17 protein-coding genes are annotated in these 16,563 nt (G+C 50.2%); 14 read left to right on the top strand and 3 right to left on the bottom strand.

Annotated elements, in window-relative coordinates; translation table 11 throughout:
- Nucleotides 1-71 precede the first annotated feature (71 nt).
- The 10 genes from HRH59_RS05170 to HRH59_RS05125 all read left to right on the top strand — a co-directional run bounded on the left by HRH59_RS05170 (nt 72) and on the right by HRH59_RS05125 (nt 7,743).
- Nucleotides 72-1,202: an ATP-NAD kinase family protein gene (locus tag HRH59_RS05170; protein WP_173500213.1), complete on the top strand. Its 1,131-nt coding sequence runs from the start codon at nt 72-74 to the stop codon at nt 1,200-1,202.
- Between the two features lies 1 nt (nt 1,203).
- Complete coding sequence (locus HRH59_RS05165; RefSeq protein WP_173500212.1) at nt 1,204-1,494, top strand: YfcL family protein; 291 nt, start codon at nt 1,204-1,206, stop codon at nt 1,492-1,494.
- A gap of 102 nt (nt 1,495-1,596) precedes the next feature.
- Nucleotides 1,597-2,214: an FKBP-type peptidyl-prolyl cis-trans isomerase gene (locus tag HRH59_RS05160; protein ID WP_173500211.1), complete on the top strand. Its 618-nt coding sequence runs from the start codon at nt 1,597-1,599 to the stop codon at nt 2,212-2,214.
- 129 nt (nt 2,215-2,343) lie between these two features.
- A complete protein-coding gene (locus HRH59_RS05155; protein WP_173500210.1) occupies nt 2,344-2,811 on the top strand; it encodes a GNAT family N-acetyltransferase in 468 nt (155 codons plus the stop codon).
- Between the two features lie 129 nt (nt 2,812-2,940).
- The gene (locus HRH59_RS05150) at nt 2,941-4,002 is read left to right on the top strand and encodes a hypothetical protein (protein ID WP_173500209.1); all 1,062 of its coding nucleotides are present in this window, start codon (nt 2,941-2,943) and stop codon (nt 4,000-4,002) included.
- Nucleotide 4,003: 1 nt separating this feature from the next.
- Complete coding sequence (locus HRH59_RS05145; protein ID WP_173500208.1) at nt 4,004-4,540, top strand: hypothetical protein; 537 nt, start codon at nt 4,004-4,006, stop codon at nt 4,538-4,540.
- Between the two features lie 384 nt (nt 4,541-4,924).
- Nucleotides 4,925-5,494 (top strand): GNAT family N-acetyltransferase, encoded by a 570-nt coding sequence (locus tag HRH59_RS05140; protein WP_173500207.1) that lies wholly within the window; start codon nt 4,925-4,927, stop codon nt 5,492-5,494.
- A gap of 20 nt (nt 5,495-5,514) precedes the next feature.
- The gene (locus tag HRH59_RS05135; RefSeq protein ID WP_173500206.1) at nt 5,515-6,132 is read left to right on the top strand and encodes a DUF6602 domain-containing protein; all 618 of its coding nucleotides are present in this window, start codon (nt 5,515-5,517) and stop codon (nt 6,130-6,132) included.
- A gap of 193 nt (nt 6,133-6,325) precedes the next feature.
- Complete coding sequence (locus HRH59_RS05130; protein WP_173500205.1) at nt 6,326-6,640, top strand: ArsR/SmtB family transcription factor; 315 nt, start codon at nt 6,326-6,328, stop codon at nt 6,638-6,640.
- 47 nt (nt 6,641-6,687) lie between these two features.
- Complete coding sequence (locus tag HRH59_RS05125; RefSeq protein ID WP_173500204.1) at nt 6,688-7,743, top strand: alkene reductase; 1,056 nt, start codon at nt 6,688-6,690, stop codon at nt 7,741-7,743.
- A gap of 73 nt (nt 7,744-7,816) precedes the next feature.
- Here HRH59_RS05125 and dsbB read toward each other — a convergent pair whose 3' ends face one another.
- The gene (dsbB, locus tag HRH59_RS05120) at nt 7,817-8,353 is read right to left on the bottom strand and encodes a disulfide bond formation protein DsbB (RefSeq protein ID WP_173500203.1); all 537 of its coding nucleotides are present in this window, start codon (nt 8,351-8,353) and stop codon (nt 7,817-7,819) included.
- 173 nt (nt 8,354-8,526) lie between these two features.
- On the opposite strand from dsbB, the gene fadR reads away from it, so the two are divergent.
- Nucleotides 8,527-9,243 (top strand): fatty acid metabolism transcriptional regulator FadR, encoded by a 717-nt coding sequence (gene fadR / locus HRH59_RS05115; RefSeq protein ID WP_173500202.1) that lies wholly within the window; start codon nt 8,527-8,529, stop codon nt 9,241-9,243.
- 150 nt (nt 9,244-9,393) lie between these two features.
- Nucleotides 9,394-11,634, top strand: coding sequence for an aminotransferase class V-fold PLP-dependent enzyme (locus HRH59_RS05110; RefSeq protein WP_173500201.1), 2,241 nt, complete (start codon nt 9,394-9,396; stop codon nt 11,632-11,634).
- 75 nt (nt 11,635-11,709) lie between these two features.
- Here HRH59_RS05110 and HRH59_RS05105 read toward each other — a convergent pair whose 3' ends face one another.
- Both HRH59_RS05105 and HRH59_RS05100 read right to left on the bottom strand, forming a co-directional pair.
- A complete protein-coding gene (locus tag HRH59_RS05105) occupies nt 11,710-12,384 on the bottom strand; it encodes a ChrR family anti-sigma-E factor (protein WP_173500200.1) in 675 nt (224 codons plus the stop codon).
- Complete coding sequence (locus tag HRH59_RS05100; protein WP_231702401.1) at nt 12,368-12,952, bottom strand: sigma-70 family RNA polymerase sigma factor; 585 nt, start codon at nt 12,950-12,952, stop codon at nt 12,368-12,370. The genes HRH59_RS05105 and HRH59_RS05100 overlap by 17 nt, the downstream gene beginning before the upstream one ends.
- Before the next feature lie 256 nt (nt 12,953-13,208).
- Here HRH59_RS05100 and HRH59_RS05095 point away from each other — a divergent pair, with 256 nt between their 5' ends.
- The gene (locus tag HRH59_RS05095; protein ID WP_173500198.1) at nt 13,209-13,817 is read left to right on the top strand and encodes an FMN-dependent NADH-azoreductase; all 609 of its coding nucleotides are present in this window, start codon (nt 13,209-13,211) and stop codon (nt 13,815-13,817) included.
- 185 nt (nt 13,818-14,002) lie between these two features.
- Entirely contained in the window at nt 14,003-16,495 is a 2,493-nt protein-coding gene (locus tag HRH59_RS05090) for a S9 family peptidase (protein ID WP_231702400.1), read from the top strand.
- The last annotated feature ends 68 nt before the right edge of the window (nt 16,496-16,563 follow it).

Genomic DNA, 16,563 nt, shown 5'->3' with positions numbered 1-16,563 from the left:
TGACAGGGCTGGGAAAGCGCGGGCGAAGGCTTTACAATGGCGGCCATTTTTTCAGGTGATGGAATGGCAGTATGGCGAATTTGTTCCGGCTTGGGCTGATCATTAACCCGCTGGCCGGCTTGGGCGGCAGTGTGGGGTTAAAGGGCTCGGACGGCCAGGCTGAACAAGCTCTGGCATTGGGTGCCACGCCCCAGGCGATGAATCGCGCCAAAACGGCGCTGACAGAATTGCTGGCGCAGCGCGGGCAGTTTGAAGTGTTTACCGTAGCGGGTGATATGGGCGAAAGTGTTTGCGCCGGGCTGGGGTTGCAGCACCAGGTGTTGTATAGCGCTGCGGCCATGCCATCAACTGCGACAGACACCGAAACCGCCGCCAAACTGCTGGCTGAGCATGGCGTTGATTTATTGCTGTTTGCCGGTGGTGATGGCACTGCACGTAATATTTGCGCCGCAGTCGGCGACCAAACCACGGTATTGGGTATTCCGGCCGGGGTTAAAATTCACTCCGGTGTTTATGCCATATCGCCGCAGGCGGCCGGTAAGCTGGTGGCCATGTTAATTGCCGGCGAATTGGTGTCGCTGGCAGAAGCCGCGGTAATGGACATTGATGAGCAAGCGTTTCGCGACGGTGTAGTAAAAGCCCGCCGCTTTGGTGAAATGCGTATACCCGCGCAATTGCGTTATGTACAAAGCGTAAAAATGGCCGGGCGTGAATCAGAAGAGCTGGTGCTGGCCGATTTAGCCGCTTATGTTGCCACACAAATGGAAGAGAACGTGCGCTATGTTATGGGCTCCGGCTCAACTGTAGCGGCGGTAATGGCCGAGCTGGGCCTGGATAACACCCTGTTGGGTGTTGATGTGGTGGAAAACGGTGAGTTGATTGCCAAAGATGTGACCGCTGCGCAATTGCTTGAATTGGTGCAGGGTTACCCCAGCAAATTGGTGATCACCTTAATTGGCGGCCAGGGCCATGTGTTTGGCCGCGGTAATCAGCAATTGTCACCGGCGGTGATCCGCGCCATCGGCCGCGACAACATTATATTGCTGGCCGGCAAAGCCAAATTGCAGCAATTGCAGGGCCGGCCGCTGCTGGCCGACACCGGTGATGCGACGCTGGATAAGCAACTTACCGGACTAATTAATATCGTTACCGGTTATAACGACTATGTAATGTACCGCTTAGGTTACGAGGATGAAATTTAATATGACTGCAGTCACAGCACCGCTGGCGTTTATTGATGCCGTCGCCGGCTTGTTTGATGCCTTAGTGCCGGTAGCCACAGATGATGAACTGTTTGCCTCAGGTTATTTACGCGGCCATTTCGATTTGGCCGTAGGCACGCTGGAAGTTGCCGCCGAACCCTTTACCGCCGCCGATGTGGTGGCGCAGGTAAGCGACACCCTGACGCAAGCTATTGAAAATGGTGAACTGGGCGAGCAAGACCAGCAACACGTTAATGCTATCTGGTTGCAGGTACAGCAATTGGCTGCCTGAGTTGGCAAGACATTCGCGCGTTTTTGCGATAGCATAAGCGCACTTTTAACCTGAAGCCATTGGCAACCCAAAGCATTGGCTTCATCAGCATAAGTGGAACTCATGTCAGATAAATACACAACGCTTGAACAGCACGCCAGCTACGGTATTGGTTTACAAATGGGCCAGCAACTGGCCGATAACCCGTTTGACGGCCTGGATATCGACGCGGTAGCAGCCGGTGTTATCGCCGCCTACACTGAGCAGGAACCTGCGGTAACCGACGAGCAAATCCGTGCAGCCTTTGGCGTGATCAGCGAGCGTATGCAAGCCGAGCAAGCGGAAAAAGCCGAATTATTAGCCGGTGCCGGCGAAGCCTTCCTGGCAGAAAACGCCAAGCGTGCTGAAGTTACCGTAACCGCATCAGGCCTGCAGTACGAAGTACTGGTTGCCGCTGAAGGTGAAAAACCATCACGTGACTCAACCGTGCGCACGCACTACCACGGTACCTTAATCGACGGCACTGTGTTCGACAGCTCTTATCAGCGTGGCGAGCCGGCAGAATTCCCGGTATCAGGCGTTATCGCCGGCTGGACCGAAGCGCTGCAACTGATGTCACCGGGCAGCAAACTGCGTTTATACATCCCGCACAATCTGGCCTACGGCGAGCGCGGTGCCGGCAATGCCATCGCCCCATTCAGTGCGCTGGTATTTGACGTAGAACTGTTAGCTATTCTGTAATAGCGGCTGCTAAGTTAACCAAAGCCCTGCACCGCAGGGCTTTATTGTTTTATAGTGCTGCAAACACATACTGTGTCGTGGCACTTAGCGCAGTAAACCGGCAGCCCGGCACGCAATAACAGGTGAGTTATGTACCAAATCCGTTCTTATCAACCCAGCGAAGAGCCGCTGCTGCGCGAGCTGTTTTATAACACTGTGCACCATGTTAATCAGCGCGATTACACGCCGGAGCAGCGCGAAGCCTGGGCGCCGGTAAAGTATGATGAAAACGCCTGGGTGATGCGCATGCTTGAGTGCGAGCCCTTTGTCGCACTGGATAACGACACTATCGTTGGTTTTGCCGATGTGCAAACAGATGGCTATATCGACTTTTTCTTTTGCCACCACGCCTATCAGGGCAAGGGCGTAGGTAAAGCGCTGATGAAGCATTTACTGAAAGCCGGCCGCCGTTACGGCCTGAAACGCTTTTACGCCAATGTCAGTATTACTGCGAAGCCGTTTTTTCAACACTACGGTTTTGAGGTGGTAAGGCAACAGCAAAAGGAAGTGCGCGGCGTGGTGTTAACGAATTTTTTAATGGAAAAACGTCAGGGCTAAGCCTTGCCAATAGCCGTTATTCGCCGCAATACCATATTCCGTTTGACAATACCCTGCCGGGTTGTAAAAATGCGCTCATTGTAAATTTATTGTTTAGTAAAATAGCATTTTTATAAACAAGGTGGCAGTATGCTGGACAGACACTACGATGGCGTAATACTGGAAGACAAGTGGGGTAAAACCTATTTGTGTAGTAATTGCTTATTCGCTTACGCTGATTTAGGCGAAGACTGCGTCAGCGAAGTAAAAGATCTGCAGTTTGGCCGCTACTTCTTACAAGCGCTGGAACCCCATTGGAACCAACGCGACATTTGGGCAAAGATGTACCAACACGCCAAGCCGTGGCAATTTGATTTATCCAAACTGACTACTTTCCAATTGCGTGATGATTTAATCAAAATGTTCGCCGCCGACGAAATGCGCATCTGGCAGCTTACCGAAGGCTGGGGCCAGCCACCGGAAGACAACGGCATAGGCGAGGGCGGTTTAGCCCCCGCTACAAACAGCAACACCAGCTCGGCACCGGCAGCCAGAACAGCCAAACCAGGCGGTGGTGTAGCCGCAGAGGAAACCACAACAGCCAAAGCTGCAGCGCATGAAGCGAAGCCTGCATTAAAGCCTTATGAAGGTGATAAAGTATTCAAAAAGGCGCATTTGGACGGTTCACCAAGTGATCCATACACTTTAATGGCTGATGGCCTGCCGCAAGGAGCTAAAGAAGGCCAAATGCCAAAGCATGCTGCTGGCTTGGAAGAGTTCCCGGAAGAATACATTCCATTGCTGAAGGAAGGCTTTCCGGATGTGGTCAGTCGCAATGACTTCAGAAACTTTTCCGATATTGAACCTAAAGTTCTACCGCCGGGTAGTAAGATTTATCGCTTAGTGGATGAAGGGTGTAGTGAGGCCAAAGGTGAATCAGGCTGCTACTGGGCAACTGAATTACCGAAAGGGAAAGCTGCATGGCGCGGAGACTATGCAGTAAAAGACTCATGGAATGATAACGGCTACTATGTTGAGCACACTGTCGGAGACGAAGGCTTAAAGGTATGGCAAGGTAAGACAGCTGGACAGGGGTACCGGAAACACAAGGGTAAAACATTTTACCTTGAAGGTGGTGAAACACAGTTGTATGTTGGCTATAACGAAGTACCTAATTTGAAACCTAAATTAACAAACTGGGCGGATGCATAACATGACTCCTGATTTAAAAGAAAAATTACTGCTCCGTTTGTTTTCATCATTTGAATATACAGAGCAATTCGTCAACGACTTCGTTCAGTTTATCGACACTGGTCTTTTAGCACTCGAACATTACGATGCTCTGCCAGTAAAGCCAACAAATGCTTCAAATTACGCCGAAATTAAAAAAGACGCGGATTTATGGCACTTAAAAGTTAAACCAAACTTTTTAGGTATGAGGCAAGGAATGATTGAAGCTTTGGCAGAGGCAAAGCAGGGAGATTTCTCGTATGTCAGAGCAGACGCCGGTAACTTCAGGGGGTTAAGCCGTGACATGGACGGCATTCGTGAAGCCTTTATGGATTACATCGAGCCGGAGATAAAACAGCAATATTTTGAGCTGTGGAAAAAAGCGGACTATGGGGCTACGAACATCTACCTGACTTTTAGTGACTTTTGGGATCCCGGCCAACCATTGAAAGAGAAGATTACCGGGCCAATTGACGAGCAACGGTTACTCAAATATTTGCAACCCGGCGAGCAGCCGTAATATTGAACACAGTGAGTTAACAAGCCGAATTCCTGCTAAAAAGCCGACATCACGTCGGCTTTTTGCTTATAGGCATATCAAATATCGGCCAGAATAATTTTTGCTTATACAGGTTTACCATGCGGGTGACAGGGCGGGTTTTCGGCTCGCGTGGCAGCTAATGCCTGCGAACTTTCTAATGGAAAAACGGCAGGTATAAACATCAAGCTTCATGCTTGAGTTTAGTCGGGCGCAATGTGATGTATCTCTATAAAGTATTGTAAGGACTCGTATTACGGCGTAGTGTTGCACGCACATAATTTACAAAGATAGGTTAGCTCTCGTTGAATATGGGAATACCTGTCGAACAAGCGCTAGGTCCCCGCTCAAATTAGGAATATTGACATGATCACTTCAATAAAGCTGAGAAAGGTAAATAGCAGCGGTCTGGCCGGTGATATCGGAGCCATCATGATGCTTGCAGATTTTTATGGCATTGAAATGTCATCCGCTCTGAAATGGTCTGTGGAGCAGAGGCTTCTCGAACTGTCCAAAGCACGGATGATGGTTTGGTCGGGAGAGTCCGTAATGGTCTTAGCGAATGATTTACACGGCATGCCTCTGGGAATGATTTTGTATACAACAACAGATGATAAAACAATACGGCGTATTGATGCGCTATTCGTGATAGAAAAGTTCCGGGGTAAAGGAATTTCTACGAAGTTACTGCAGGCAATAAAAGAAGATAAAGATTTTCATACTTATGCAACGCCTTCCTCGGTAGGCTGGTACGAGAAAAATGGTTTCCGCGTTTTACGTAATCATCCAGAGGGCACTGTAGAAATGACTACGGCTGGAGGCGAACCAAATTATGAATACACTGTAAGAGTGCCCATCCCATCAGAGATGGATAATAAATTTATTGAAAAAATGAAAAAGTTTGAAGAAGAAAGAGCAAAACTTGGAAAGGTCTGATCCCTGACGCTGGAGGCGAAATGAACAAAACAGCAGAGGTGGCGCACTCTTTTTGGCGGGCGTATGCCACTGCTTTCGTACATCCGCTCAAATCCAACGACTTATTTGGGCAGTTCATCTCGAACCCCAATGTGACTGGTGCATATGCAGAAGCATGGGTTAAAGAACTTTGCCAACAAATGCTGGGTCATCGTTTCCGGATTTCTACAGGCGCAATTATTCGAGCTTGCGATGGCACGCGTGATGTATCGAAAATCCCGCAGTGTGATTTAATCATCTGGGACCCTTCAGAATTACCTGGGATATTTCAAACAGGAGATTTTGCACTGGTACCGTTTTTTGCTGCACACGCTGTGATCGAGATTAAGAGGTCAGTCACAGATATGGCAGCTTTTCGTAAACAACTTAAAGCGCGTCAACTGCTTGTCCCAAATAAACGCGTGTTTGGAGTCGTTGTGACTCACGGCTCAGGTCTTTTTGACCTTCAATGTACTTCTGATTGGTTGCGATACGATGAGGGGCTCCCACATATAACTCGTTTGCTCGATTCTGCAGGTGAACCAGACACTGACGGCGTGATGGCGTTTATATATTTTCTCGCGCAGTTAGCTGGGCATGAGAGCGGTATCGCTAGGTGATAGTGAGCTGCAGAACGGCATTTTACTTACTTGTTTTCGCTGTTGTGCAGCTCAGTCAACGAAAGGTAGATTGTTTAAAATACAGTCTTATGGTTTGTGTTCCATCAATTTAACTTAAACCCGGCCCTTGAAATAGCATTGCTCCAACCAAATATATCGTTTCATCGCGATATATAAATGTAAGTTAGAGCATATGACAGCACTTACCCCGAAACAACTGGATGACATTATTAAGGCGCTGGCGCATCCGGTGCGCCGCGATATTTTGCACTGGTTAAAAACGCCGGAGCAGTATTTTGCTGATCAGGAACATCCGCTTAGCCTCGGTGTTTGTGCCGGCAAGGTAGAGCGTAAAACCGGCTTGTCGCAAAGTACCGTATCAGCGCATTTGGCCACCTTGCAGCGGGCTGGGGTGATAAGCAGCCAAAAAGTGGGGCAGTGGCATTTTTTTAAACGGGATGAGGTTTTGATCCAGCAATTTCTGGCGCAAATCAGCAGCCAACTCTGAATAAAACGTAACGATTAAACCATGGTTTAATAAAACAGGATGAAAATATGTCAACACTATTCGACCCGATAAAAGTAGGCGATTTACAGTTACCCAACCGCATTATTATGGCGCCGTTAACCCGCTGCCGTGCCAGTGAGGGCCGCGTGCCAAATGAACTGATGGCAGAATATTATGTGCAGCGCGCCAGTGCCGGGCTTATTTTAACCGAGGCGACCTCGGTTACCCCTATGGGCGTGGGTTACCCCGACACACCGGGTATTTGGTCAGATGAACAAGTGGCCGGCTGGCGCAAGATAACAGCTGCGGTACATCAGGCCGGTGGCCGTATTATGCTGCAGCTTTGGCATGTCGGCCGTATCTCGGATCCGCATTATTTAGATGGCCAGTTGCCGGTAGCGCCGAGTGCTATTGCTGCTGATGGTCATGTCAGCTTAATGCGGCCGAAAAAAGCTTATGTTACGCCACGCGCACTGGAAACCGACGAAATTGCCGGTATTGTCGAAGCGTATCGGCTGGGCGCAGAGAACGCGAAAAAGGCCGGTTTTGACGGCGTGGAAATTCACGGTGCCAACGGTTACCTGCTTGACCAGTTTTTGCAGGACAGCACTAATAAACGCAGCGACAACTATGGCGGTAGCATTGAAAACCGTGCCCGCTTAATGCTGGAAGTTACCGATGCGGTAATATCAGTTTGGGGCGCCGGCCGCGTGGGTATGCATTTAGCACCGCGTGCCGATGCACACACTATGGGCGACTCACACCGTGCTGATACCTTTGGCTATGTGGCGCAGCAACTGGGTAAGCGCGGCATTGCCTTTATTTGTGCCCGTGAAGCACAAGGCGACGATAGCCTGGGAACACAACTGAAACAGCAGTTTGGCGGGGTGTATATTGCCAACGAGAAGTTTACGCTGGCCTCAGCCAATGCGGCGTTGGCAGCCGGTAGCGCTGATGCAGTGGCTTTTGGTGTGCCTTTTATTGCTAATCCGGATTTAGTGCAGCGCTTTGCTAAAGATGCGCCATTAAATACGCCCAAACCAGAGCTGTTTTATGCCAGCGGTGCAGAGGGCTATACCGATTACCCGGTGCTGGCGCAGTAAAGATTGAGTAATAAACAACACCGGCTGTGGCCGGTGTTGTTTTATGTTGCGTGGGCAAGCCGGTTGGTATTTATCAGCCGCGGTACGGGTTATTGCTGATGCGGGCAAACTGCGACAGCAGCAATACTGCGGCAACAGCAGCATAGCCCCATAGTGCAAACGCACTCCAAAACGCCATACTTTCGCCTAAAAACTGCCAACTGGTATCACCGCAACTGCCGGTGGGTTCAAATATTGCCGGTAGCCATTTATCCAGCGGCAGCCATGTCGGGAACTCGGCAAACAGTGCACAACTGAAAAAACCGCCTTCAGCCAGTAATTGTTCAATTTCAAGCAGTTCGTATGCCTGCAGTATGCCAAACACCGCCGCAGCCAGCATGCCCGCCAGTGCGATAATGCGCAGCAGAGTTGCTTTAGGCGCCAACAAGCCAATAATGCCGGCCAGTAAAACACCGGCAAAGGCAGCGCGTATATAAATACACTTAATGCAGGGTTGCATATTCAAACCATACTGAAAATACAACGCCGTACCAAGTAAGCCAAGGCAAGACAGTACTACCAGGCCCCAACCCCAGGGCTGCATAGATAAACGTTTGATTTTTTGAAGCATTTTATATCCTTCTGACGGGAGTTTTTTATCTGCCAGCGTTAATCTACGGCATTTGTTGGTAATGTACAATCTGGCTGAGCGGGTCGGCTATTTTAAGGGGGTGACTTGTTAACTGGCAGCGCTCTGGTACAATCAGTCCAAATTTTTTTGACCAAGAAGACGGACAGATCCGCATGACTAATCTGATTAAAGCGCAAAGCCCGGCCGGGTTTGCTGAAGAGTATATAGTAGACTCTATCTGGAACGGTAAATTTGCACCCGGGTCTATTTTGCCTGCAGAGCGCGAGCTGTCTGAGTTAATCGGTGTTACCCGTACTACTTTGCGTGAAGTATTACAGCGTTTGGCCCGTGACGGCTGGCTGACTATTCAACACGGTAAACCAACCAAAGTGAACAACTTTTGGGAAACCTCAGGCTTAAATATTCTGGAAACCCTGGCACGCTTGGATGAAGACCAGATGCCGAAACTGGTGGATGATTTATTGTCGGCCCGGACTAATATCAGCGCCATTTATATCCGCGGTGCGATAAAAAATCATGCGCAGCAGGTTATTGAACTGTTTGCCGGTGCTGAAGCATTGGAAGATACACCGGAAGCCTTTGCCGAGTTTGATTACAACCTGAACCATGAACTGGCGCGTTATTCAGAAAATCGCATTTATGTGCTGATTTTAAACGGCTTTCGTGGCTTGTATAACAAAATTGCCCGGTTTTACTTCTCACATCCGACAGCGCGCGAACTGGCCCGTAAGTATTACCACCAGATTAAATTGTATGCTGAAAACGGCAAATTTGATGAAGTGGTGCTTGCAGTGCGCAAGTACGGTAAGGAAAGTGGTTCGGTCTGGTCGGAATTGCGGCCGCAAATTCCTAAAGATCTGGTCGAGTAAACTACCGCACACAAACCGCCTTCGGGCGGTTGGTTGTTTCTGCTGTTTAAGCAAGGCGCATCAGTTTAGCTGCGCTCTTGAGCTTAGCGGTATTGCCGGTTATTATTGCGCGGAATAACATATTCTTTTGAGTTATAACGGGAGCCGGTAATGTCCAGCCAGTCGCATCGTGAAATTTACCTCGACAACAATGCCACCACGCCGGTGTTGCCGGTGGCAGCAGAGGCAGCTATGCACGCGATGCAGCGCGGTTTTGGTAATCCCAGCAGCAGCCATGCTACCGGTATAAAAGCCAAGGCAGAACTAGAGCGCACCCGCGCCTTAGCACGGCAGCTTATCGGCGCGGCTACCGGTGATATCGTGTTTACCTCCGGTGCTACGGAAGGTATTCAAGCCTCTATTGTTTCAGCCTTGCTGGCTGCGCGCGAGCGGGGCCTGGGCGGTGAGGGCACGTTACTGTTATATGGTGCTACAGAGCACAAAGCGGTACCCGAGAGTTTGAAACACTGGAACAAGGTATTGCAACTGAACGCCAGCGTAACCGCTATTCCGGTTAATCAATATGGTCAGCTTGACTACAACTTTATCAAAACGGCGCTGCCACGTGCTGCCATGATTTGTACCATGGCAGCCAACAATGAAACCGGCGTAAAACAGGATCTATGGGCGCTGGAGCAGCTGATCCGCAGTGTTAACCCGCAAGTGTACTGGATGGTAGATTGTGTGCAGGCACTGGGCAAAATGGCATTGAATATCGCCAACACCAGCATTGATTACGCGCCGTTTAGCGGCCACAAGCTGTATGCGCCCAAAGGGATCGGCTTTTTGTATGTGCGTAAAAACGCGCCTTATCAGCCGTTTATTGCCGGTGGTGGCCAGGAGGGCGGGCAGCGCTCCGGCACGGAAAACCTGCCGGGTATTGCTGCCTTGCAAGCCGTATTCACGGAATTGGCCAAGCCTGCGGGCACGGTGTTTCAGCGCGAAGAGACCCTGTGGCAATACCGGCATGCTTTACTGGCCGCGTTAACACAAGTATTCCCGGGCCTGGTGCTGAACAGCGACGTGCCGCATGTGGTACCCACCACCCTTAATTTTTCGGTGCCCGGCTTTTACAGCAAAGATATTATGGACTTGTTTGACGCCGCCGGTATTCGTGTCAGTTCCGGCTCGGCTTGCAGCTCTAAAGTACCCAGCAGTTTTGTACTGGATGCCATGGGGCTGGAAAGCTGGCGCTCGCAGGGCGCCATCCGGTTGTCGTTTGGCCCGGCTATGACAGCGGCAGAATGCCAGCAGGCCTGCGAGGCCATTCGTGCACTGGCGCCAGTGGTGTCAAAACATTGTTTGGTGTTAACCGACGCTACACCAACGTTGGAAATTCATGCCCGCGGTTTATTGCAGCTAAAGCACGAAGCGCTGTGCAGTTATGTCTTAATTTGCCCTGACAGCCGCGAAGCGGTGGTAATAGATCCGGTGTTACCGCTGGCCGGCCGTATCGCCAATATCATTCAGGGTCAGGGCCTGGAACTTAAAGCGGTGCTGGATACGCATCTGCATCGTGACCATGTTTCGGCGCGGCAAGAGTTGTTAGTGCTGTTGGGTAATCCTTGCGCTGAAACATCTTGCGATGTATTGGGCTGGCCACAACACTGTGATGCCATCAGCTGCGGCCAATACCGGCTGACTAAACTGGCCACCCCCGGCCATACCCCCGAAGCCGTCAGTATTTTATTGCATCGGCAGCAGCACACAGTGGCAGTGTTTGCCGGTGATGTACTGCTGCCTGGCGGCGTTGGCCGCACCGATTTACCCGGTGGCGATATGGCGGCACTGGCCGGCAGTATTCGTTTGTTGGCGGCCAATATTGCTGCCGATACATTAATTTTGTCCAGCCATGATTATGCCCAGCGTTTTTTTACTCACTTAGCTCTGGCACAACAAGAGCAACCCTTATTGCAGGCTTTATTGCAAGACAGCGCCGACAGCGGCTGGCAACAGCAATTGCAGCAACAAGCAGTAACGTTGCAGCAGCAACATCAGCATTTGTGCGGTTTGGTGGAAGTAAGTTTATCTGATGCCACTGATGTGATCGCACCGCAGCAGTTAACTGCATTTATGCAGCAGTGGCCGCAGCTGCAGATTGTGGATGTGCGTGAGCCGCATGAGCAAAGTGCCGGTGCTTTGTCGCAATATTTAAGTCAGCCTTATCCGGTATTGGAGATTCCGCTGTCTAAACTGGCTGATGCGCTGATTAATCAACAGTTGCAACGCGGGCAGGCGTTATTGCTGGTGTGCCGCTCCGGTAACCGTAGTTTGGTGGCATGTAAAGTGTTGGGCCGGCTTGGCTTTAGCGCGGTGTTTAATCTTAAAGGCGGTACCGCGCTGCTAAAATGACCCGGTAAAAAAAGCGCCGGCAAATGCCGGCGCTAAGTACTTCCTGCTACATACTGCTAAATGGAGAGGTGTTGCTCAGTAAAAGAACTGTTGCAGTGGGTTTAACAACCGTGTCAGACCCTTTTTAAACTGCAGTGGCGCGCTAAGCACCGACAAACATAAACAGTCCTCGTTCGCTAACGTGCGCGGAGTATGCGTATCGTCGGGCGAGTTAATCAGTAAATCACCGGCACAGTATTCGCCGTTTTCGTCGACAATCTTGCCGGACAACACCAACGTCATTTCCAGACCTAAGTGAGTGTGCAGCGGCACTTCGGTACCTTTACCTATATACAGCAAAGACACATGATGCTCAGCACCGGCCGGTAACTTGGCCGTGGCAATACCGCCTAAATGCAACCACTTGCCATGGTTGCCGGCAAGCCGTTGTAATGCACGTGGTACGGTGAATTCACGCCCGTTTACCACAACGTTTTGTAGCGTAACCGGCGCTGCTTTGCGTGGTTTGCTTTCCTGCGGCTCTGCAGTAATGGCTGCCAACATGCTGCCCCAATCATCGTTATCTGTTTTTACCGGCTGTTTTTCCAGTTGTGCCGCCATGTCGACACTAATATCGTGGCTAAGGCGCTGGCAATGCGGACACAAATCGACATGGGCAGCAATGGCCAGTGCCACATCTGCAGTTAACGTGCCTTCAACATATTGTTCCAGCAAGGCCATGCCGGGGTGAAACTTAATTGCGTGTGCCATCTAATGCCTCTCTTAATCTGTCCAGCGCCAGGCGGATGCGTGACTTAACGGTACCCAGTGGTATGGCCAGCTCGTCAGATACTTCCTGATGTGTTTTTTCCTGCAAATAAACTTTTTCCATTACTTCGCGTTGAGCCGGCGGCAAGCGGTCAAAGTGTGGTGCCAGCTTTTCAGTCAGTAATTGGTTGTCCCATTGGCCGGCATCGCTGTCGGCTTCAGGCTCGGGGTATTCGCCGTTGAGCCATAAATCATCGGCGCTGATATCGTCTTTACGGCTTTGTTTTTTGCGCAGCATGTCAAAGCGAACATTACGCGCGATAGTAAAAATCCAGGTAGAAGCACAGCCGCGTGATGCGTCAAATAAGGCAGCCTTTTTCCACACGTTTAGCATAGTGTCCTGCACCATCTCCAGTGCTTGCTGCTCGTTACCGAACATTTTCATCCCGAAAGCTTTTAACCTTGGAGCAAAATAACTGAACAGCTCGGCGTAAGCGCTTTTGTCACGTTGTAAAGCAACGAAGGTAAGTGCGTCTTCCCATTGCGTATTGCTGCTTTGTTGCTCTGTCATAACGGCAGATGTGTCCGTAATAGTTTTAAGGACCTTATCATGCCTTGGTATGCTGGCTGACTTCAACATGTTTCATGTTCCCGGTTAGGTCATTCACCGCCTTCAGCGACGGTTTGTGCAATCTTTTACGTCGCGTTCTCAGCGCTGGATTGGTTATTTTAAAAATTAAAAAATAGAAAGATATCTGCGTTTTATTGTGATTTTTATCCTAAAAAACTACTGTATTATGCTGCTAACTACTTAGCAGGAGATGATCATGAAACAGATTTTAGTTATTAACAGTTCTATTAACGGTGATAAAGGCCATTCAGCTCAGTTGGTACAACAATTTATCGCGCAGTTGCCACAGGGTGGTTTTAAACTGGATACGCTGGATTTAAACGCCACGCCGGTGCCGCATCTGGACATGAGCGAAATTGCCGCCTGGATGACACCGGCAGAGCAGCGCAGTAGTGAACAACAGCAATTGGCGGCTGTTTCAGACGATATTATTGCCCGCATTAAAGCAGCAGATGTGATTTTGGTTGGCGTGCCGATGTACAACTTTGGCGTACCGTCACAGTTAAAGGCCCTGTTGGACCGTGTAGCCCGTGCCGGTATTACATTTAAATACACAGAGCAGGGCCCGGTTGGCTTGCTGGACGATAAGCCGGTAGTTATTTTTGCTACCCGTGGCGGTGTATATCAGGGCACCACTATGGATAGCCAGACGCCGTTTTTACAAAGCTTCTTTAACTTTGTCGGCTTAAAAGATCTGCATTTTGTCTACGCAGAAGGACTAAATATGGGAACTGACGCACAGCAGGCGGCACTTGCCGCAGCCAGCGCCCGCTTAGCGCAGCTAAGCGCTAAAATAGCGGCTTAACTTCTCCACAGCTGTTCGAATACTCGTTATTCACGCTGTTTTTCGCCGGCCCGGTTTGGGCCGGTTTTTTTATGCCACTTAATCTTATCTGCTCTGCCGTCAGCCGCATTATGGCGCAGCTCTGTTGCGTTAACGCGCCGGGCTTTGTATAACAGGGCATCTTTTATCACTATAAGAATCTTGCTATGAACATGACCCGTCATTCTGCATTGGCAGTTGCCGTGTGCAGCCTGGTGCTGGCCGGCCCGTTGCAGGCAAAAAAAGCCGAACCGCAAACTTACACAACCAACAGTATCAGTGTCCCTGCTGTGTATCAGGCAGATAGCAGCATTACGCTCACGCTGGAACAAATTATGGCGGACCCGGATTGGTTAGGCCGCCAGCCACAAAGCGCGCACTGGAGTGCAGACAGTACACAAGTGTATTACCAGCGTAAACGCGAGGGCAGTGAACTGCGTGACTGGTATGTCAGGCCTTTAACCACGGCTGACAGCGACAGTAACGGTACTGCGGTAGCCCTGGCCAATCTGCATGAAACCGGCAGTGCCCAAGCGGTATATAACCTTGACCGCAGCCTGCAGGCATGGGTGTTTGAAGGCGATGTATTTGTGCGTGCCATGAATAACGATTCGGGCACTGCTGCAGTTAAGCAACTTACCCGTGATAATGCCGTGCAAAGTGCGCCGGAATTTTTGCTGGATGGCCGTTTGGCCTATCGCGAAGGCTGGACTTTCTATGCGCAGGATTTAACTACCGGCGCGCGCACTGAGTTGGCCAGCCTGAAACTGGCAGAGAAACCCAAAGCCCCGGCAGTACCCGGTGGCTATTTAGCACAAGAACAACACAAGCTGATTGAGTTTGTTGCGCTGCAGCAAAATAACGCTGAACAACGTTATCAGGCCAGACAGCAATTACAGCAGCAAAACGCCAGCCTGGCGCCGGCAGCGTTTTATTTGGGTAAAGATATGCAAGTGGTGTCTGCCAGCTTGTCACCTAAAGCCAATTACTTAATGGTGGCGGTGCGTAAGGCAACCAAACGCAACGACAAAGACATTATGCCAAACTATATTACCGCCAACGGTGATATTGCTGCCGAGCCGGTGCGGGCGCGGGTAAATGATGTAACGCCGCAACCACAACGTATTTTATTGTTAAATCTGCAGGATGGCAGCAGCACTGAGCTGAGCTACACCAGCTTGCCGGGCTACAACGATGATGTATTGGCTGAGGTAAAAGCTGAGAATGCCAAAGCCCGTGGTGAGAAATACAAATCTGCGAAAGTGATCCGCGATATCGGCCTGATGACCGATTGGTACTGGAGCCAAAGTGCTATGCGTTGGCACAGTTCCGGCGAGCATGTGGCGTTAATGTTAAAGGCGCTGGACAATAAAGACCGCTGGATAGCCACGGTAGATTTGCAAAACAAAACCCTGGTACCGCAGCACCGGCTGCACGACACTGCTTGGGTTAACTATGCCTTTAATGACTACGGCTGGTTAAATAACAGCGACAGCCTGTACTACTTATCAGAAGAAAGTGGTTACTCGCATTTATATGTTAAACCGTTAAAAGGTAAAGCCAAAAAGCTGACCAGCGGTACCTTTGAAGTAAGCGATCCGGTGCTGAGCAGCGATGATCAGTTTATTTATTTCAAAGCCAATGTAGCGCACCCGGGCAACTACGAAGTTTACCGCGCGGTGCTGGCCGACGGCAAAACCGAACAGCTGACACAATTGGGCGGCAACACCGATTTTACCCTGTCGCCGGATGAGCAAAAGTTACTGTTGAATTTCTCAACCAACTTATTACCAAATGAGTTGTATCTGGCCGACGCGAGGCCCGGGGCTGAGGTTACACGTCTTACTGACACCGTCTCCGCGCAGTTTAAACAGCTACCGTTGCAAGCGCCGAAAGTGGTTGCTGTGCCATCAAGCCATGGTAAACAACCGGTATTTGCTAAGGTGTATTATCCGGCTGACTACCAGCAGGGCGAACAGCGCCGCGCCGTTATTTTTAACCATGGCGCCGGTTATCTGCAAAACAGCGATTTAGGTTGGTCCGGTTATTTCCGTGAATTCCTGTTCCATAATTTGTTAGCACAGCAGGGATATGTGGTGATGGATATGGATTACCGGGCATCTAAAGGTTATGGCCGCGATTGGCGTACGGCGATATACCGGCGCATGGGCACGCCGGAAATTGAAGATTTGGTTGATGGCGTAAACTGGCTGGTCGCTAATGCTAATGTTGATCGCAACCGTATCGGTACTTACGGCGGCTCTTACGGTGGCTTTATGACGTTTATGGCGCTGTTTAAAGAGCCTGAGTTATTCCAGGCCGGCGCGGCGCTGCGTCCGGTAAGCGATTGGGCCTATTATAACCATGCCTATACCTCAAATATTCTCAATACTCCGGCGATTGACCCTATTGCTTATGAGCGCAGCTCGCCGATATATTTTACCCAAGGCCTGAAAAAGCCACTGCTGATAAATGCCCCTATGGTGGATGATAATGTATTCTTCCAAGATGTGGTGCGGCTGGTGCAGCGTTTAATTGAGCAGGAAAATATTAACTTTGAAACGGCGATTTACCCGGTAGAGCCGCATGGTTTTCGCCAGCCCAGCAGCTGGCTGGATGAATACCGTCGTATTTATAAGTTATTTGAGCAGAATTTGTAACGGTGTAACGATACGGTCGCAATACCCGCTCTGGCTCGCCGCAGCAACTATGCTGGGCTCCTGCCCAG

It is taken from the genome of Rheinheimera lutimaris (assembly GCF_013283795.1).
In the GTDB taxonomy this organism is placed as follows: Bacteria; Pseudomonadota; Gammaproteobacteria; order Enterobacterales; family Alteromonadaceae; genus Alishewanella; species Alishewanella lutimaris.
This window is presented reverse-complemented; position numbering and strand designations above follow the sequence as displayed.